The sequence below is a fragment of the Ammonifex thiophilus genome, assembly GCF_003368535.1.
GTDB lineage: Bacteria > Bacillota > Desulfotomaculia > Desulfotomaculales > Ammonificaceae > Ammonifex > Ammonifex thiophilus.
Window position 1 is genome coordinate 101,295 of record NZ_QSLN01000002.1, and the last position, 18,271, is coordinate 119,565.

Here is an 18,271-nt window from a genome sequence, read left to right on the forward strand (position 1 = left end):
CCAAGGATGCGGAAGGGCCAGAGTTTCGTTCAGATAAGTCTTTCGATTTTCCGCACAGCGGCCAGCAAACTCTCCGCTTTTAGCTCCTCCAAGGGGCAGTAATGAGCGCCCAGCGTGTCGGCCAGCCGCCGGGCCAGCCCGAAGCGCAAAAATCCTCCCTGCTCCACATCCACTACCAGCGCCTTTATCCTGCTTTCCTCCCTTATGAGGGAAGCCACCCGCTCCACTTCCTCCCAGGGGTTGCCACTCCCCATGGAAACGTTGGCCCGCCCGTCGGAAACCACGATCAAGAGGGGAGCCAGGTCAGGGTCCCGGCGCAGGTAAGAACGAGCTACCTCATAGGCTTTGAGCAAGCCCGCCGCCAGCGGGGTACGCCCCCCCGTTGGAAGCTCTTTCAGCTGGATGTGGGCCAGTTCCACGCTATTGGTAGGAGGAAGCACTACTTCTGCCCGCTCCCCCTTGAAGACCACCATCCCTACCTTGTCCCGCTTCTGGTAAGCATCGAGGAGTAAAGAAAAGATGGCCCCTTTAGCTGCCACCATCCGCTGCTGGGCCCCCATGGAGCCGGAAGCGTCCACCACGAAGAGGAGGAAGTTCCCTATGCGCTTCTCCCTCTCCTTCTCCCGCAGATCTCCCGGCTCGATGGCCACCGCCACCCCTTCCCGCCGCCTCCAGGGCTGGTAGGGAGCCGCCGCCCGCAGCGTGGCGTCGAAGGCGATGTCCTGCCTCCCACGGGGAAATACCGCCCGGACGTAGCGCCCGCTGCGCGAGGGAGTTTTGGTGCGGGAGCGCCTCCCCGATCCTCGGCGCAACTGCCGGTCCCGGTCGTGCTCTATCCGGCGCACCGCAAAAGGCTCGCCGATGGCGAAGATTTTCTCCTGCGCTCCTCCGGGAGGGGGAGGAACCTTCTCGCCCGTCGCGCTGTCCTTCCTGGTCTGCGAGGGAGTAGATTCTGGCCGCTGGTCGGAATCTTCGAGTTCTTCCGGAGGCTCTTCCGGCGAAGGCGGCTCGGGAGGCTCTTCTTCCTCCTGCGGTGGCGGAGGTATCTCCCGGCGGCGGTGATAAAGCACAAGTTCAGCTACCCGCCGCACCGCCTCTTCCGAAGCTTCCCTTTCCCCCTCCAGGGCGGCCAAGGCGCGCGCGGCCTGCACCATAATGATCTCGGCCCGATGTCCGGCTGCGTTGGCCTCCTGCGCTAAAGCGACGGCCAGCCTTACGGCCTCAGGAGTCGCCCGCACCAGGGGGAGCAACTGCCGGGCCCGGACGATCTTCTCACGCAGCTCCGCCTCGGCCTGGGCAAAGCGTTTCAAAAAGCTCAAGGGATCGGCTTCAAACTCTTCCCGCCGCCGCAGGATCGCCGCCCTAGCTGCCGGATCGGCTACACTCTCCACCGGTACGCAAAGCCCAAAGCGGTCCAAGAACTGTGGCCTTAGCTCCCCTTCTTCCGGGTTCATGGTTCCTACCAGGATAAAATTGGCGGGATGGACGAAAGTAACCCCTTCCCGCTCCACCACGTTAATGCCCGAAGCGGCGGCATCTAAGATCACGTCTACCAGGTGGTCGTCCAGGAGATTCACCTCGTCCACGTAGATTATCCCCCGGTTGGCTCGCGCTAAGATACCAGGGGCAAAGCGCCTTTTCCCCTTCTGCAAAGCATACTCCCAGTCCAGGCTCCCCACCACCCGGTCCTCAGTGGCCGAAACCGGCAGCTCCACCAGGGGCACCTTCCGCCGCACGGGCACAAGTTTTTCCCCCTTGGCCAGCCTTTCTTGGCAGAAGGGGCAGAGCACCTCTTTGGGTTGAAAGGGGTCGCAGTTACAGGGACAGCCAGCCACTACCGTGATCTCCGGCAGAAGAGCCGCCAACCCGCGCACGGCCGTAGATTTGGCCGTGCCCTTTTCTCCCCTTATGAGCACCCCGCCCAGCCGCGGGTTGATGCTGCAAAGCAGGAGGGCCAGACGCATCTTTTCCTGTCCGATAAGAGCGGTGAAGGGAAAAACCACCCGTTCCATGTTCGCTCTAAGCCTCACATCACTTGCTTGAAATAGAGTTTTCGCCGCCCATCGGCCGGGATCCTAGTTAGAGGTTCAAAGTGCAGGTGGCCACCACCTTTTCCCCCGAAGGCAGGGAGCAGTCGGTAATCACCAGCCAACACCCGCCCCAGGGGAAAAAGTTCAGAGCGGGGAACCTTTTCCCCTCCTGCTCCCAGTAGCACCAGCCCCTCCCGTCTAGCCATACCCTGCCCTCGTCGTCGGTCTCCTGACACACTTTCTCCTGGCACCAGGGAGCTAGGGCCAAAGCGCATTTCTGTCCGGCAAGAGGCCTTTCCCCCAGGCTCACACGCAGGCAGACAGGAGCACTTAAAAAACTGCCCTCGTGGAAAACGGGGGCTATATGTAAAACACCTTCTTCTTTTCGCTCCTGCCACTCCCCTTCTTCCTCTACCACTAAGTAAGTCCAAGCGATGTACTGCACCCCACTTTGCAGAAGCGTCGCCCGCAGGCGGTAAATGCCCGTCTCGCCGGGAAGAAACCGTACCACCCCTTGCCCGCTGTAAAGAGCCAGGCTCAGATCCCGCGCTTGCCCGGAGGGGCCAGAAACCGTCACCTTTATCCCCTCGGCTACCGCGGCGAAAGGAAAAGCTTTGGTTAAAAGTTTTGCTTCGACCACCTCTCCCAGCAAATACTTTCTCCGGGCCAACTCCAGCCACAACACCATTTCTTCCCCCTTTTGCCCCTGGAAACAAAAATAGGGCCACCTTCAAGCCTTCGTGGCCCTTCTTCCTCATCCCCTACCTTAACCTGCTGCCGGGAGCAGGGTAAAGGGTCGGAAGTTGAACGGCCGAAAATAGCCAGCGAAACTCCGTTTACCTCGCCTGGCAGGAAAGCGATACCTGCGGAAGGGAATGCCTTCCCACCGCCAGAGCCACGCGGCGAAGCTCCCCCATGAGGCGGGAAAACTGAGCTGGGGTTAAGGACTGAGGGCCGTCAGAAAGGGCGCGGGCCGGATCGGGGTGAACCTCGATCATAAGGCCGTCCGCTCCCGCTGCTACCGCCGCTCGGGCGAGGGGCAGAACCATCCGCTGGTTGCCGGTAGCGTGGCTGGGGTCGACGATGATGGGCAGGTGCGAGAGCTCCTTCACCAGGGGAACCGCACTTATGTCCAGTGTGTTCCGTAAACTGTTTTCGTAGGTGCGGATGCCCCGCTCGCAGAGAATTATCTGCTGGTTGCCGGTAGCGGCGATGTATTCGGCCGCCAAGAGCCACTCCTCCACCGTGGCCGCTAAACCTCGCTTCAACAAAACCGGCTTGCCAGACTGCCCCACCTCCTGCAGCAACCGGAAGTTCTGCATGTTCCGCGCCCCCACCTGAAGAACGTCGGCGTAACGCGCCACCAACTCCACATCCCGGGTATCCAGCACCTCGGTGACCACCGGCAGCCCAGTCACTTCCCGCGCCTGGGCCAGAAGCTTCAGGCCCTCCAGTCCCAGACCCTGGAACGAATAGGGGGAAGTGCGGGGCTTGAAAGCGCCTCCCCGAAGGAGGTGCGCCCCGGCCTCTTTTACCGCCTTGGCGGTGGTGAGAAGTTGCACCTCGCTTTCTACCGCGCAGGGGCCAGCGATCACCACCACCTCCGGTCCCCCGATGACTACGTCCCCCACGCGGATGGTCGTTGTTTCTTCTTTCACTTCGCGCGCCACGAGCTTATAGGGGCGCAGCACGGGAACCACCCGTTCCACCCCGGGAAGATTAGCCACCTGCTCCATGACCTCGTCTCGCCGACTGCCGACGGCTCCGATAACCGTAAGCTCCACCCCCACGATGGGATGGGTAGCGAAGCCCAGCTCCCGCAGGCGCTTCTCCACCTGCCGCACTTCTTGAGGGGTAGCCCCTCGCCGCATCACTACGATCAACCTCGCATCCCCCCTTAAAAAATTTTTCCCGTCCCTAAGCTTAGGGACGGGAATTTTTTCCCGCGGTACCACCCTACTTGGCCGCCATCGAGGCGACCCACTCTCTGCAGGATACGGGAGAAGCGTTCCACCTTCTCCGATATCCCCTCCCTTTTAACGGTGGGAGTTCCGGCCTAGACTACGCACCCGGGAACCCTTTTCTTTCCCGGGCTTCACCCGGCAGCTCCGGGGCGAACTTCACGCCTGGTGGCTTTACCGGGCTCGCACCCTCCCCGGCTCGCTGGGAAAACCATTCCAGGGCTACTTTGCCCCTTCCTCGCCTTTAACCCTAGCAAGTTTTTACCGCTGAATTCAAAATACCACAACCGGAAGGCCCGACGCAAGCCTTACTGCTCCCGAAAATCTCCCTTTTAGCCCCTGGTAGTTCTCCGGATGGATTCCGCCTCGACAAAAATGCGACTAACCTCGGGAACCGCCTGGCGGATGTTTCTTTCTATTTTGTCTATAGCTTGCTCTATCTGGTCGGTGTCCAATCCATCTTTAAAGTTTACGCTGAGATTGACGAGTATCTGGTCGGGGCCAATATGCATCGTCAACAGCTCCACCAACTCCGCCACCTCGGGCACTTCCCTGACAGCAGCGGCGATGAGTCTGCACTGCTCTGGCGAAGCGCTCCGGCCGATGAGGAAATCCATGGTGTGCCTGGCCAGGTAAAAGGCCACCGCTCCCAGAATTAGCCCGATGAGTATGGAGGCGAGGGCGTCGAAAATGGCCTTGCCCGAAAGGGCGCTCAAAGAAACTCCCAGAAGGGCTAGAAGGAGGCCGAGAAGAGCCGCACTATCTTCAAAGAGGACCACCAGAAGGGTGGGATCCTTGATCTCCTTGAGGCCGTGCAGCCAGGCTCCCCGCACTACCTGTTTCACTTCGCTCAAGGCAACGCGCAAAGAGTAGCCTTCGAACAGAAGCGAAAGGCCCAGGACCACATAGTTGACCAGTGGATCTTCGAGTTGGCGGGGATTAAGAATGCCCTCCAGCCCCCTGTAAATAGAAAGAACGGAGCCTACGAAGAACATGGTGACCGCCACGAGGAAGGACCAGAAGTACTTTTCCTTCCCGTAGCCGAAAGGATGCTCGTGGTCGGGCGGGCGGCTGCTCCGGTTGATCCCCACCAGCAGCAAGACCTGGTTCCCAACGTCCGCCAGAGAGTGCAAGCCCTCGGCGAACATGGCCGAGCTGTGGGTCAACCAGGCCGCCACGAATTTAGCAGCAGCTATCAAGCTATTGGCCGTGAGAGCAGCGATTACTGCTCTCTTCCCCCTCTCCGCCAATCTTCGTCCCCTCTCTTACCTTTTAATTTCTAAGTTACCATGGGGTGGCCCGTTAGCGAAGGGGAGGGTCAGAAACGTCCTAAGCAGTCCGTATTTCAGTAGCCGACTCCTGCAAAGGCTCTTCGCACACAGTATAATTCCAGCACTATCGGCTTCCCCGGAGCATAGTATATTGGCAAATCATCCCATTTATAGGGGGAGGTGAAGGTATGGAGCAGCCTGCCACCGCCAAGCTCAGCTCACAGCCTCCCTGCGGCACCCTGCCCCCGCATCCTAAGCTAGCCCGGGCTTATGTAGCTATCCAGTGCTATGACCCGGACTATGATCTGGACGAAGCGCTGAGCAGAGGCACAATGTTCCCCTCCCTTTACCAGCCGGAGTACGTGGTGCCCTGCACGTCGTACCGCCGCTACGTCAAAACCTATTTTCCGGAAAAGGAGGGTGACCGGAAATGAACGGCACCCACCTTAAGGAGAAGTATGAACTCTTGCACGAAATCCAAAAGTGGCGCTTCCGGGTGCTGGAACTCGCCCTTTTTCTCGATACCCACCCTGATGACAGCCGTGCCCTGGAGGATTACAACGAGGCGGCGAAGCGCCTGCATTCTTTGCAGCGGACCTATGAGGAACGCTACGGTCCCTTGATGAATTTTAGCGGGGCTTCTGGTGGGCACACCTGGACCTGGATAGAAGAGCCCTGGCCCTGGGAGATCGGAACATAGGAGGGAAGGAAGATATGTGGATCTACGTGAAACACCTTCAGCGGCCGGTGCGCGTCTCGCGATGCGACGTAGGCTTGGCTAAGCTCATTCTGACTCAGTTTGGGGGGCCCGATGGGGAGTTCTCCGCCTCCTGGCGCTACATAACCCAGGCCTTCACCATGCCTACCGGGCGCACCAAGGCCCTTCTCATTGACATCGGGACCGAAGAGCTGGCGCATCTGGAGATGGTTGGTACGCTTTTCCATATGTTGATCCGGGATGCCACCCCGCAGCAGCTTCGCAGTGCCGGTCTGGGAGAGCAATACGCCGTTCACGGCTTCGCCAACTTCCTTAACTCTCCCGGGGGCGAGCCCTGGACCTCGTCTTATATCCAGGCCACGGGAGATCCGGTAGCAGACCTAACCGAAGATATGGCCGCCGAGCAAAAGGCTCGCGCCGCCTACGAGCGCCTGCTCTGCTCCACCAGCGATCCGGACGTCCGCGAGGTGTTAAGCTTCCTGCGAGAGCGGGAAGTGGTGCACTTCCAGCGCTTCGGCGAAGCCCTGCAGCACGTGCAAAGCTACTTAGATAACCCCCGACACCTTTGGCCGGGCTTCACACCGGAGCAAAAAGATTAAGGGGGGCGAACCCCCTTCTTTTTCATTCCACCGTGACGCTTTTGGCCAGGTTGCGCGGCTGATCCACGTCGCAGCCCCGGGCCACCGCCACATGGTAGGCCAGGAGCTGCAGCGGCACCACCGCCACCGCCGGCATGAGGAGCGGGTTTCCCGGCGGCAGGTGAAAGCAGACATCCGTTTCCCCGGCTACCACCTGCCCGTCGGCCGTGACGGCCAAGACCCAGGCGCCCCGCGCCTTCACCTCCTTTATGTTGCTGAGCATCTTCTCCAAAAGATGGGGCTGAGTGGCTAAGGCCACCACCGGCACCCCCTCAGTTACGAGAGCCAGAGTGCCGTGCTTAAGCTCCCCCGCCGGGTAGGCCTCGGCGTGTATGTAGGAGATCTCCTTGAGCTTCAGGGCCCCTTCTTCGGCCACGGCCCAGTCCAGACCCCGGCCGATGAAGAAGAAGTGCTGCTGTTCCTTCAAGGCCTGAGCCAGGCGGGCTATTTCCTCCTCCCACGCCAGCACCTGAGCCACCCGCTCGGGCAGGAGCTTGATCTCCTCCACCAGAGAAGCAATTTCCTCGGGAGGAAGGGTTACCTTTAGCTCCGCCAGGTAAAGGGCCAGCAAGGTGACGAGCAGCACCTGGGCCGTGTAGGCCTTGGTGGAGGCCACGGCGATTTCCGGTCCCGCCCAGGTGTAGAGCACCCAGTCGGCCTCCCGCGCCACCGAACTCCCCACCACGTTGGTGATGGCCAGCACCTTGGCCCCTCGCTCTTTAGCCAGGCGCAGGGCCGCCAGCGTGTCCGCCGTCTCCCCCGACTGACTGATGACCAATACCACGTCGCCCGGATCCAGAATGAGGTCGCGGTAACGGAACTCGGAAGCGATGTCCGCCTCCACCGGCAGGCGGGCCAGCTTTTCCAGAAGGTATTTGCCTACCAGCCCCGCGTGGAAGGCCGTGCCGCAGGCGGTGAGAAAGAACCGCCGGCACCTCCGAAGATGGGAAACCGCTTCTTCGAGTTCGGGAAAGACCACCCTACCCCCTTCTATCCTCCCCCTCAGGGTGTCCCGCAGGGCGCGGGGCTGCTCGTGGATCTCCTTGATCATGAAGTGGGGATAAGGGGCCTTTTCCGCCGCCGCCGCGTCCCACTCCACCAGGAAGACCTTCTTTTCAAGCGGGTGCCCCGCCGCGTCGTAAACCTTTATCCCGTCGGGCCAGATCTCCGCCAATTCCCCGTCCTCCAAAATGTAGGTGCGGCGGGTGTAGGGAAGAAGCGCCGGTATGTCGGAGGCGAGAAAGTTTTCTCCCTCTCCTAGCCCCAGGACCAGGGGGCTGTCCCGCCGCGCCACTACCAGACGCCCGGGTTCGCGGACGGAAAGGGCGGCCAGGGCGTAGGAACCATGCAGGCGGGGAAGTACCCGGCGCAGGGCCGAAAGGAGGTCGTCCTCATAAGCTTCTTCCAGCAGGTGAGGTATCACCTCGGTATCGGTCTCTGAGAGGAAGCGGTGGCCTCGCTTTACGAGCTCCGCCCGCAGGGAAACGTAGTTCTCGATGATCCCGTTGTGCACCACCGCCACCTCACCCCGGCAGTCGAGGTGGGGGTGGGCGTTGTGGTCGCAGGGCGCGCCGTGGGTAGCCCAGCGGGTGTGCCCTATTCCCGCCTTGCCCGAAGGGCAGAAGCCGTCAAGACAAGCCTCCAGCACCGCTATTTTTCCCGCCTTCTTTTGGAGGAAGAGACCTCCTTCCTCCAGCACCGCCACGCCCGCCGAATCGTAACCCCGGTACTCCAGGCGCTTGAGCCCCTCCAGCAGAAGGGGAAGGGCCTGCCGGTACCCGGTATATCCCATAATGCCACACACGGCTCGTTCGCACCCCCTAAAAAAGGCTAAAGAACGCCGTGCCTACCGCCGGCGTTCTCCTGACGAAGGCAACAATACCTCTTTTGCCACCTGGTGCTTTTGTCCCGGCAGTCGCCTGCCGGTTTTGTAACACCGCTAACGGCCGTGGCCAGCCGGGAGGCATCCGCCGAAAGCTCGATAAACCTCCACCTCGTCAACCGGCCTTTTGCTTAAGTCGAGGCCGGTCCTGGCGCTTAAAGTCTATGAACCTCTTCGCCTTCTAGCCCCAGCTCCCCTGCGCTGCCGCCGCCAACTCACCCCCCTCCTCGATTTCCCTTATGACGTCAACTAGAGAATCAAGAACGCTACGTGCCTTTTCCGGATCTAAAGCCTCCACCATTACCCGGATTACCGGCTCTGTGCCAGAAGGGCGGACGAGCACCCTCCCTTCCTCTCCCAGCCGGATCTTTTCGGCCTCGATGGCCGCCAAAAGCTTGGGGCTTTGCATGACGCGCCCCTTATCCCTCACCCGCACGTTTTCCAAAAGCTGCGGGTAGCGAACAAGCGACCGGTTGAGATCCTCCAGGCGCTGACCTGTCTCCACCAGCAGGCGCAGGAGCATCATGGCGGTTATGAGCCCGTCGCCGGTAGTGTTGTGATCGAGAAAGATGATATGCCCCGACTGTTCCCCGCCAAGACAGGCGCCGCTTTTGAGCATGGCCTCCAGAACATAGCGGTCTCCTACCCTGGTCTCCAGCACCCGGATGCTCTCGGCCTGCAGAGCTCGTTTCAACCCCAGGTTCGACATCACGGTCACTACTACCGTGTTCTCTTTCAACCTGCGGTGGGACTTAAGGTAGCGTGCACAACCCCAAATTACAACATCGCCATCGGCCACCTCGCCCCTTCCGTCCACCCCGATGAGACGGTCGGCATCTCCGTCAAAGGCTAGGCCCAAGTCAGCCCCCGTCTCTTTTACTAGTAGGGAAAGCCTGTGGGGTTTGGTGGAACCGCAACCGTCATTGATGTTGTGGCCATCAGGCTCCACTCCCAGGGGGATGACTTTGGCGCCCAAGCCCTCCAGTAGGGTAGGAGCTAAAGCGTAAGCGGCCCCGTGGGCACAGTCCACCGCTATCTTCATCCCCTTAAGACCGGGAGGACCGATCCGGCGCACGTGCTCCAGATACTCCTCCACTGCCTCGGCACAAGAATAGGCCCGCCCTACCCCCGTCCCCGTAGGGGAAGGAATCCTCTCCATTGAGCCCAGCACCAGGTTTTCTATTTCCTCCTCTAGCGCATCGGGGAGTTTGTAACCGTCGGGACCGAAGAATTTGATCCCATTGTCTTCGGCGGGATTGTGCGAGGCGGAGATGACGATCCCGCCCGCCGCACCGCGCGCCCGGGTAAGGAAGGCCACGGCCGGCGTAGGAAGGACACCGAGGAGACAGACGTTAAGACCGGCTGAGGTTATACCCGCTACCAGCGCCGCCTCCAGCATGTCGCCGGAAGCCCGCGTATCGCGCCCTACCAGGATGGTCTTCTTCCCCGTTTTCTCGGCCAGTACGAAGGCACCGGCTCGTCCCAGACGGAAGGCCAGCTCCGGGGTGAGTTCCCGGTTGGCTACCCCGCGCACCCCGTCGGTGCCAAAAAGTACCCCCAAGCTTATCCCCCCTCCCTTCTGCCCAAAACTTTATTACGCTACCGTCACCGGTGTCAACCGGTTGTCACTTTCATTCTACGCGGGAGGGGAGAATAAGGCTACTCAGCTTGTTTCAGCAGGCCGTAGGTGAAGCTGTCCGCCAAGGCCTGCCAGCTGGCCTCGATGATGTTGGGAGATACCCCCACGGTGACCCAAGTCCTCTGCCCGTCCCCGGTCTCTATGAGCACCCGCACTACTGCTCCCGTGCCAGCAGCACCGTCCAGCACGCGCACCTTGTAGTCGACCAGGCGCATGCGCCTGATGGCCGGATAAAACTGCTCCAAGGCCTTACGTAGCGCGTTGTCCAGAGCGTTCACCGGGCCGTTCCCCTCCGCCGCCGTGTGCACCACTTTGTCTCCTACCCGGAGCTTGATGGTGGCTTCGGCGTGCACCGCCCCACCTTCCTTCAACTCGGTAAGGATACGCAGGCTCTCCAGGACGAAGGGGCGCTCGTAGCTGTTGGCCGCTCGGCGCACCAGAAGCTCAAAGGAAGCCTCCGCGCTCTCAAACTGGAAGCCCTGCCGCTCCAGCTCCTTAAGCTCGGCCAGGATCTGCCGGGCGACCTCCCCCTGCGAGGGAAGGTCGAGGTTGAGCTCCCTGAGCTTGTAGAGTAAGTTGGACTGCCCCGCCAGCTCCGAGACCAGCACCCGCCGCCGATTCCCCACCAGAGCGGGGTCGATGTGCTCGTAGCAGCGGGGCTCCTTCATGATGGCGCTCACGTGCACCCCACCCTTGTGGGCAAAGGCGCTCATCCCCACGTAGGGTTGCTGGGGATAGGGGTGGACATTGGCCAACTCGCTCACGTAGCGGGAAAGCTCCACGAGACGCGCAAAGCTCTCACGGGGCAAGGTGGCGAAGCCGCACTTGAAGGTGAGGTTGGGGAGGACGGCGCAGAGGTCGGCGTTACCGCAGCGCTCGCCGTAGCCGTTGACCGTTCCCTGGACGTGCCGCGCCCCCGCCTTGACCGCCACCACCGTGTTGGCCACCGCCATGCCAGTGTCGTTGTGGGCGTGAATACCCACCGTGACCCCCGGGAACCTCTCCACCACCCGTCGCACCGCCGCCTCTACCTCCCAGGGCATGCTCCCCCCGTTGGTATCGCAGAGGACAAGGGTAGAGGCCCCCGCATTAACCGCCGCCTCTAGGGTGGCCAAGGCGTAGTCGGGATTCTCCTTATAGCCGTCGAAGAAGTGCTCGGCGTCGTAGATGACCTCTAACCCCTGCTCCTTGAGGTAGGCCACCGACTCCCGGATCATGGCCAAGTTTTCTTCCAGGGTGGTGTTGAGCGCCCGGGTGACGTGCAGATCCCAGGTCTTGCCGAAAAGAGTGACGGTCTTCACCCCGCAGGAGCAGAGGCGCTGCAGATTCTCATCATCGGCGGGGCGCGTGTTCTTGCGCCGGGTGGAGCCGAAGGCGGTGACCCTCTCCCGCAAAACTGGATCCCCCGCTACCTGGCCGAAAAATTCCAGGTCCTTTGGATTGGAGCCCGGCCACCCCCCTTCCACGTAATCGAAGCCGAGCTCCACAAGCCTCCGGGCTATCTTGAGCTTGTCGGCCACCGAGAAGGAGATCCCTTCCGTCTGGGCACCGTCGCGCAAAGTGGTATCGTAGACCACTACCTTGTCCAAAGGCGCTCACCTCGTTTTAAGCCGCTTTTCCACGTAAGGGATAAGCCCTCCCGCCGCGATGATCTCCTGCATGAAGGGAGGAATAGGGCGAGCTGTGAACACCTCTCCGGTATCCAGCACCTCTATTCGGCCGCTCTGGAGATCCACCCGCACCCGGCTCCCCGCCGGAATGCGGGGGGCATCGGGACACTCCAGCAGGGGAAGGCCGATGTTGAAGGCGTTGCGGTAAAAGATCCGGGCGAAGCTCTGGGCTACGACGCAGGCCACCCCCGCCGCCTTGATGGCTAGGGGAGCGTGCTCTCTGGAAGAGCCGCAGCCGAAGTTCACCCCCGCCACGATGACATCCCCCGGGCGCACCTCTTTGGCGAAGCTGGGGTCGGCATCTTCCAAGCAGTGCTTCGCCAGCTCCGCCGGGTCGCTGGTATTAAGGTAGCGGGCCGGGATGATGAGGTCGGTGTCGATGTGGTCGCCGAATTTAAAAACCCTGCCCTCGATCACGCTTGTACCACCTCCGAAGGATGGGCTAGGCGGCCGAGCACGGCCGAAGCCGCCGCCACCGCCGGGCTGGCCAAGTATACCTCGCTTTCGGGATGTCCCATCCTGCCCACGAAGTTGCGGTTGGTGGTGGCCACCGCCCGCTCTCCCTTCGCCAGGACTCCCATATGCCCTCCCAGGCAGGGCCCGCAGGTGGGGGTGGAAACAGCCCCTCCTGCCTCCAGGAAAACCTCGATCAGGCCTTCCTTTAAAGCCTGGCGGTAAATCTCCTGAGTGCCCGGGATGACGATCAGGCGCACATAAGGGTGAACCTTCTTCCCCTTGAGCACCTGGGCCGCCACCCTCAGGTCTTCCAGGCGCCCGTTGGTGCAAGATCCTATAACCGCCTGGTCGATGGTTATATGGGTAACCTCGGTTACCGGGCGGGCGTTAGCCGGAGAGTGGGGCAAGGCCACCTGGGGTTCGAGTTGGCTCACGTCGAACTCGTAAACCGCCTGGTAGCGGGCATCGGGGTCGCTACGGAAAAACTTGTAGGGGCGGCGGGCCCGGCCTTCCAGGTAAGCGGCGGTTTTTTCGTCGGGAGCAATGATTCCGTTTTTAGCCCCGGCCTCCACCGCCATGTTGCACATGGTGAAGCGCCCGTCCATGGAGAGTCCCTCGATCACCGGTCCGGTGAACTCCATGGCACAGTAAAGAGCTCCTTCCACCCCTATTTGCCCTATGGTATAAAGGATGAGGTCCTTGCCCCCCACCCAGGGCTTGAGCTTGCCGGTGTAGACAAACTTGAGGGAGGGAGGCACCCGGAACCAGGTCTCCCCCAGGGCCATAGCCGCCGCCAGGTCGGTGGAGCCCACTCCGGTGGCGAAGGCCCCTAAAGCGCCGTAGGTGCAGGTGTGAGAGTCGGCCCCTATGACCACATCCCCCGCTACTACCAACCCCTGCTCGGGGAGAAGGCAATGCTCGATGCCCATCCGGCCCACTTCGAAATAGTGAGGGATCCGGTGGCGGCGGGCGAACTCGCGCACCGTCTTAGCTTGCTCGGCCGACTTTATGTCCTTGTTGGGCGTGAAGTGGTCGGGTACGAGCACCAGGGCGTTCGGGTCGAAGAGGGGAACTCCCAGGCGCTCGAACTCCTTTATGGCCAAAGGAGCGGTGATGTCGTTGGCCAGGAGCACGTCTACCCGGCACTTTACGATCTCCCCCGGCTCCACGTACTCTTTGCCGGCGTGAAAGGCCAAGATCTTTTCGGTGATGGTCATCCCCATAAAGCCTTCACACCTCTCCCTCTGCTTGCTTGGTCCGGTTGCCGTTGAAGTCTGCCGCCAGCTTGTTGAGGGCATCGATGTAAGCTCGGGCGCTGGCCTCCAGGACGTCGGTACTAATACCTCTTCCCAGGTAGGTCTTCCCCCTGTCTTCGTCAGTCACCCGGACGGTGACGCTGCCGATGGCGTCTTTACCCTCAGTCACCGCTTCTATGCTGTAAGAGTCCAGGCGCAGGTGTCGGCCGGTCAACTTGTCGATGGCTTTGTAGATGGCGTCTACCGGGCCGTTGCCGCAGGCGGCCTCCTCTTTTACCTCTTCCCCTATCTTCAAGGCCACGGTGGCGGTGGGCACCACAGTAGTGCCGCTGGAGATGTGGAAGTAACGGAGCTCGTAAGTGGAAGGCACCTGCCCTATCTCCTCCTCCACCAGCGCCAGCAGGTCGTCGTCGGTGATCTCCTTTTTGCGGTCGCAGAGTTCCTTAAAGCGCTGGAAGGCGGCGTTGAGCTCCTCCTCCGAGAGCTCGTAGCCCAGCTCCTGCAGGCGCACGCGGAAGGCGTGGCGCCCGGAGTGCTTACCCAGGACCAGGCGGGAGCGCGGCACCCCTATCACCGCCGGGTCGATGATCTCGTAGGTGGTGCGCTCCTTGAGCACACCGTCCTGGTGGATACCCGACTCGTGCGCGAAGGCGTTTTTGCCCACAATGGCCTTGTTGGGCTGCACCGGCATGCCGGTGAGGGAGGAAATGAGCTTGGAGGTTCGGTATATCTCCTCGGTCCTAATGCCGGTGGTCACCTGGTATAAGGCGCGGCGGGCGTAAAGGGCCATGACCACCTCCTCCAGGGCAGCGTTGCCCGCCCGCTCTCCAATGCCGTTGACGGTCACCTCCACCTGCCGCGCCCCGTTGCGGATGGCCGCCAGGGTATTGGCCACCGCCAGCCCCAGATCGTTGTGGCAGTGGCAGCTTATCACCACTTTCTCTATCCCCGGCGTCTTCTCCCTTATGGTGCGGATGAGCTCCCCGAATTCTTCGGGGACGGCGTAGCCCACCGTATCGGGAATGTTGACCACGGTAGCCCCCGCCGCTATGGCCTCGGCCAATACCCGGCAAAGGAAGTCGGGATCGGAGCGGGAGGCGTCCTCAGCGGAAAACTCTACGTCGGAGGTATATCTTTTAGCGTAGGCCACCGCTTCCCGCGCCGCTTCCAGCACCTGCTCCCGCGTCATCCGCAGCTTGTACCGAAGGTGGATGTCGGAAGTGGCGATGAAGGTGTGGATGCGCGGTGCCTCCGCCTCCTTAATCGCCTCCCAGGCCCGGTCTATGTCGGCCTGTCGGGCCCGCGCCAGGGCGCAGATGGTTACCCCCCGCACCGCCCGGGCGATCTCCCGGCAGGCGCTAAAGTCCCCCGGCGAGGCCACAGGAAAGCCCGCTTCGATCACATCCACCCCCAGGCGGGCCAACTGCCGCGCCGCCTCCACCTTCTCCTTGACGTTGAGGCTCACTCCCGGCGACTGCTCCCCGTCGCGCAGGGTGGTGTCGAAGATGTAAACTCTCTCCACTAAGCTCCAACCTCCTCGTCTCTTCTCATTTCTGCCCCAGCCAGGGCATCATGCGCCTGAGTTCTTTCCCCACTCGCTCGATGAGGTGCTCTTGCTCCCGCCGGCGGCAGGCCTTGAGTACGGGCTGGTTGGCTTGATTTTCCAGGATCCACTCGCGAGCAAACTCCCCGCTCTGGATCTCTTTCAGCACCTGGCGCATCTCTTCCCGAACGTAATCGTTTATGATGCGGGGCCCCACCCGGTAGTCCCCGTACTCTGCCGTGTTGCTCACTCGCCGGCGCATCTCCGTAAGCCCGCCCTCGTAGATGAGGTCGACGATGAGCTTAAGTTCGTGCAAGCACTCGAAGTAGGCGATCTCGGGTGCATAGCCCGCCTCCACCAGGGTCTCGAAACCGGCCTTGATGAGGGCCGTCACCCCGCCACAGAGCACGCACTGCTCCCCGAACAGATCGGTTTCGGTCTCCTCCCGGAAGGTGGTCTCGAACACCCCGGCGCGGGTAAGCCCTATCGCCTTGGCGTAAGCCAGGGCCAGCCCCCGTGCCTGACCGGTGTAGTCCTGGTGCACGGCGAAGAGGCCCGGCACCCCCCTGCCCTCGGCATAGAGCCTGCGCAACATGGGACCGGGGCTCTTGGGCGCCACCAGAAAGACGTCCACATGAGGTGGGGGCACTATCTGGCCGTAGTGGATGTTGAAGCCGTGGGAGAAACCCAAGGCCTTGCCGGGCGTGAGATGCGGAGCGATCTCCTCCCGGTAGACCGCCGGCTGGTTCTCGTCCGGGATGAGGATCTGAATGATGTCGGCGCTGGCCGCCGCCTCGGCCACCGTCATAACCGGCAGGCCGTCCCGCTCCGCCAGGTCACGCGAAGGGGAGTCGGGCCTCAAACCCACCACCACATCGAGGCCGCTGTCTTTCAGGTTCTGGGCCTGAGCCCTTCCCTGACTGCCGTAGCCTATTACGGCTATTTTCTTTCCCTTAAGGAGATTGAGGTCGGCTGACTCATCGTAAAAGACCTTCAAGGGTAAAACCTCCTTCTGGAAGACGTTTTTACTCGGCGGTGAGGGCGCGCGGGCCCCGCAGGAGGGCGAGTTTCCCCGTGCGCACCATTTCTTTTATGCCAAAGGGTCGCAGGGCCTCGATCATGGCCGCTACCTTCCCCTCGTCCCCCGTCACCTCCACGATAAGCGTCTCGGGGCTCACGTCCACGATGTGCGCTCGGAAAATGTCCACGATCTGAATGACCTCTCCTCGCCGGGGAGGATCGGCCTGAACCTTTATGAGGGCCAGCTCCCGGTTCACGTGCTCCTCTTTGGTAAAATTCTCCACTTTTATGACCTCGATGAGCTTGTCGAGCTGCCTGGTCACCTGCTCGATTACCCGGTCGTCCCCCTCCACCACAATGGTCATGCGGGAAAGGGCCGGATTTTCGGTGCTCCCCACTGCCAGGCTTTCGATGTTGTAGCCCCGGCGCCGGAAGAGATTGGCCACCCGCGCCAGCACTCCCGGATGGTTCTCCACCAGGACTGAAAGTGTGTGCCGCATACCTCCCACCCCCTTAACCCAGCATCTTCCCGATGGATTCTCCGGGAGGCACCATGGGCATGACGTTTTCCTCCCGCTCGATGATGAAGTCCAAGAAAACCGGCTTGGGAGAAGCGATAGCCTGCTCCAGGGCGGGCCGCACCTCTTCGGGTTTGGTTACCCTTATTCCCTCCGCCCCGTAAGCCTCGGCCACCTTGACGAAGTCGGGATTGTAAAGCTCGGTGTAGGAGTAACGGCGCTGGTAGAAGAGCTCCTGCCACTGCCGCACCATGCCGAGGAAGCCGTTGTTCAAGATGGCCACGTTCACGGGAAGGTCGTAGCTCACCGCCGTGGCCAGCTCCTGGATGTTCATCTGGATGGAACCGTCCCCGGCGATATCGAAGACTACCTCCTCAGGACAGGCCACCTGTACCCCTATGGCTGCCGGGAAGCCGAAACCCATAGTTCCTAGGCCCCCGGAGGTGATGAAGGAGCGCGGGCGGGTGAAAGTGTAAAACTGCGCCGCCCACATTTGGTTTTGCCCCACCTCGGTGGCAATGCGGGCCTTGCCCTCGGTCACTTCCCATATTTGCCGCACAATGAACTGCGGCTTGAGCTTGCCGTTCGCCTCAAAGGTCAGAGGGTACTCCCGCTTCCAGGTCTCAATCTTCTCCAGCCAGGCCGGGTGAGGGTTCTTCTGCAGAAACTCTATCAAAGCCCTGAGCGCCCGCTTCACGTCTCCCACTATGGGAACGTCTACCCGCACGTTTTTACCCAGTTCGGCCGGATCGATGTCGATATGGATGACCTTGGCCTCTGGTGCGAAGGTCTCTATCTTGCCCGTTATCCGGTCGTCCAGCCGGGTACCCACGGCTATGAGCAGGTCCGATTCGCTCACGGCGTAGTTGGCGTAGCGGGTGCCATGCATCCCCAGCATCCCCAAAGAGAGGGGATGGTTACCGGGAAAGCCGCCTATACCCATGAGGGTGGTGGCCACCGGGGCCATGATGAGCTCGGCCAGCCGCACCAGCTCCTCGGTGGCTCCCGAGTGGATGACCCCACCTCCGGCGACAATAACCGGGCGTTCGGAGGTAGCAATGAGCTTGGCCGCCTGCTTGATCCGCTCCGGGTCGGGATCGTAAACGGGCCGGTATCCCGGAAGTTTGACTTCCGTTACCGGCTCGTACTCGGTTTCCGCCCCCGAGACGTCGCGCGGGATGTCCACCAGCACCGGTCCGGGGCGGCCAGTGGTAGCGATGTGGAAGGCCGCTTTTACCACCCGCGCCAGGTCTTTGACGTCCTTGACCAGAAAGTTATGCTTGGTTATGGGCATGGTGATCCCCGTGATGTCCGCTTCCTGAAAAGCATCCCGGCCGATCAAGCTGGTGGGCACTTGCCCCGTGAAGGCTATCACGGGGCTGGAGTCCATATAGGCAGTAGCGATGCCGGTTACCAGGTTGGTAGCTCCCGGGCCGGAGGTGGCTAGGCATACTCCCGGGCGACCGGTGGCACGGGCGTAGCCATCGGCAGCGTGCGCCGCCGCCTGCTCGTGACGGGTGAGGATGTGCCTTATCTCCCCTTCATAGAGGGCGTCGTAAATGGGGAGGACGGCACCACCCGGATAACCAAATACCACCTCTACACCCTCTTCTTGTAAGCACTTAAGGAGAATCTCTCCCCCTGTGAGCCGCATACAACCCTCACCCCC

16 protein-coding genes and 1 other annotated feature are annotated in these 18,271 nt (G+C 61.5%); of the genes, 3 read left to right on the forward strand and 13 right to left on the reverse strand.

Annotated elements, in window-relative coordinates:
* Nucleotides 1-29: 29 nt before the first annotated feature.
* From DXX99_RS02835 to DXX99_RS02850, 4 genes are all read right to left on the reverse strand, one after another.
* On the reverse strand, nucleotides 30-2,012 hold the full coding sequence (locus DXX99_RS02835; RefSeq protein ID WP_115792005.1) for a putative cobaltochelatase: 1,983 nt from the start codon (nucleotides 2,010-2,012) through the stop codon (nucleotides 30-32).
* A 67-nt stretch (nucleotides 2,013-2,079) separates the two neighbouring features.
* Nucleotides 2,080-2,718 carry a hypothetical protein gene (locus tag DXX99_RS02840; RefSeq protein ID WP_134642942.1) on the reverse strand — a complete coding sequence of 213 codons (639 nt, stop codon included), beginning with the start codon at nucleotides 2,716-2,718 and terminating at the stop codon, nucleotides 2,080-2,082.
* A gap of 148 nt (nucleotides 2,719-2,866) precedes the next feature.
* Entirely contained in the window at nucleotides 2,867-3,913 is a 1,047-nt protein-coding gene (aroF, locus tag DXX99_RS02845) for a 3-deoxy-7-phosphoheptulonate synthase (RefSeq protein ID WP_115792007.1), read from the reverse strand.
* 39 nt (nucleotides 3,914-3,952) lie between these two features.
* Nucleotides 3,953-4,239, reverse strand: a binding site (T-box leader).
* An 84-nt stretch (nucleotides 4,240-4,323) separates the two neighbouring features.
* Complete coding sequence (locus DXX99_RS02850) at nucleotides 4,324-5,241, reverse strand: cation diffusion facilitator family transporter (protein ID WP_115792008.1); 918 nt, start codon at nucleotides 5,239-5,241, stop codon at nucleotides 4,324-4,326.
* 209 nt (nucleotides 5,242-5,450) lie between these two features.
* Between DXX99_RS02850 and DXX99_RS02855 the strand changes: the two genes are divergently transcribed.
* The 3 genes from DXX99_RS02855 to DXX99_RS02865 are packed head-to-tail and all read left to right on the forward strand — an operon-like array spanning nucleotide 5,451 to nucleotide 6,579.
* Entirely contained in the window at nucleotides 5,451-5,696 is a 246-nt protein-coding gene (locus DXX99_RS02855) for a spore coat associated protein CotJA (protein WP_115792009.1), read from the forward strand.
* Nucleotides 5,693-5,962: a spore coat protein CotJB gene (locus DXX99_RS02860; RefSeq protein ID WP_115792010.1), complete on the forward strand. Its 270-nt coding sequence runs from the start codon at nucleotides 5,693-5,695 to the stop codon at nucleotides 5,960-5,962. The genes DXX99_RS02855 and DXX99_RS02860 overlap by 4 nt, the downstream gene beginning before the upstream one ends.
* A gap of 14 nt (nucleotides 5,963-5,976) precedes the next feature.
* Nucleotides 5,977-6,579, forward strand: a complete 603-nt coding sequence (locus tag DXX99_RS02865) for a manganese catalase family protein (protein WP_115792011.1) — start codon at nucleotides 5,977-5,979, stop codon at nucleotides 6,577-6,579.
* Nucleotides 6,580-6,601: 22 nt separating this feature from the next.
* Here the strand turns inward: DXX99_RS02865 and glmS are convergent, their stop codons facing one another.
* The 9 genes from glmS to ilvB all read right to left on the reverse strand — a co-directional run bounded on the left by glmS (nucleotide 6,602) and on the right by ilvB (nucleotide 18,256).
* Complete coding sequence (glmS, locus tag DXX99_RS02870; protein WP_115792012.1) at nucleotides 6,602-8,422, reverse strand: glutamine--fructose-6-phosphate transaminase (isomerizing); 1,821 nt, start codon at nucleotides 8,420-8,422, stop codon at nucleotides 6,602-6,604.
* Nucleotides 8,423-8,681: 259 nt separating this feature from the next.
* Entirely contained in the window at nucleotides 8,682-10,061 is a 1,380-nt protein-coding gene (glmM, locus tag DXX99_RS02875; RefSeq protein WP_115792013.1) for a phosphoglucosamine mutase, read from the reverse strand.
* 98 nt (nucleotides 10,062-10,159) lie between these two features.
* A complete protein-coding gene (gene cimA, locus DXX99_RS02880) occupies nucleotides 10,160-11,728 on the reverse strand; it encodes a citramalate synthase (protein ID WP_115792014.1) in 1,569 nt (522 codons plus the stop codon).
* Nucleotides 11,729-11,734: 6 nt separating this feature from the next.
* Complete coding sequence (locus tag DXX99_RS02885) at nucleotides 11,735-12,223, reverse strand: LeuD/DmdB family oxidoreductase small subunit (protein ID WP_338065866.1); 489 nt, start codon at nucleotides 12,221-12,223, stop codon at nucleotides 11,735-11,737.
* The gene (gene leuC, locus DXX99_RS02890; RefSeq protein ID WP_115792016.1) at nucleotides 12,223-13,488 is read right to left on the reverse strand and encodes a 3-isopropylmalate dehydratase large subunit; all 1,266 of its coding nucleotides are present in this window, start codon (nucleotides 13,486-13,488) and stop codon (nucleotides 12,223-12,225) included. Before leuC ends, DXX99_RS02885 begins: the two co-directional genes overlap by 1 nt.
* Nucleotides 13,489-13,495: 7 nt before the next feature.
* Complete coding sequence (locus DXX99_RS02895) at nucleotides 13,496-15,043, reverse strand: 2-isopropylmalate synthase (RefSeq protein WP_115792017.1); 1,548 nt, start codon at nucleotides 15,041-15,043, stop codon at nucleotides 13,496-13,498.
* A gap of 25 nt (nucleotides 15,044-15,068) precedes the next feature.
* Nucleotides 15,069-16,061, reverse strand: a complete 993-nt coding sequence (ilvC, locus tag DXX99_RS02900) for a ketol-acid reductoisomerase (protein ID WP_115792018.1) — start codon at nucleotides 16,059-16,061, stop codon at nucleotides 15,069-15,071.
* A gap of 28 nt (nucleotides 16,062-16,089) precedes the next feature.
* Nucleotides 16,090-16,584: an acetolactate synthase small subunit gene (ilvN, locus tag DXX99_RS02905; RefSeq protein ID WP_115792019.1), complete on the reverse strand. Its 495-nt coding sequence runs from the start codon at nucleotides 16,582-16,584 to the stop codon at nucleotides 16,090-16,092.
* 13 nt (nucleotides 16,585-16,597) lie between these two features.
* Complete coding sequence (gene ilvB / locus DXX99_RS02910) at nucleotides 16,598-18,256, reverse strand: biosynthetic-type acetolactate synthase large subunit (RefSeq protein WP_115792020.1); 1,659 nt, start codon at nucleotides 18,254-18,256, stop codon at nucleotides 16,598-16,600.
* Between the last annotated feature and the right edge of the window lie 15 nt (nucleotides 18,257-18,271).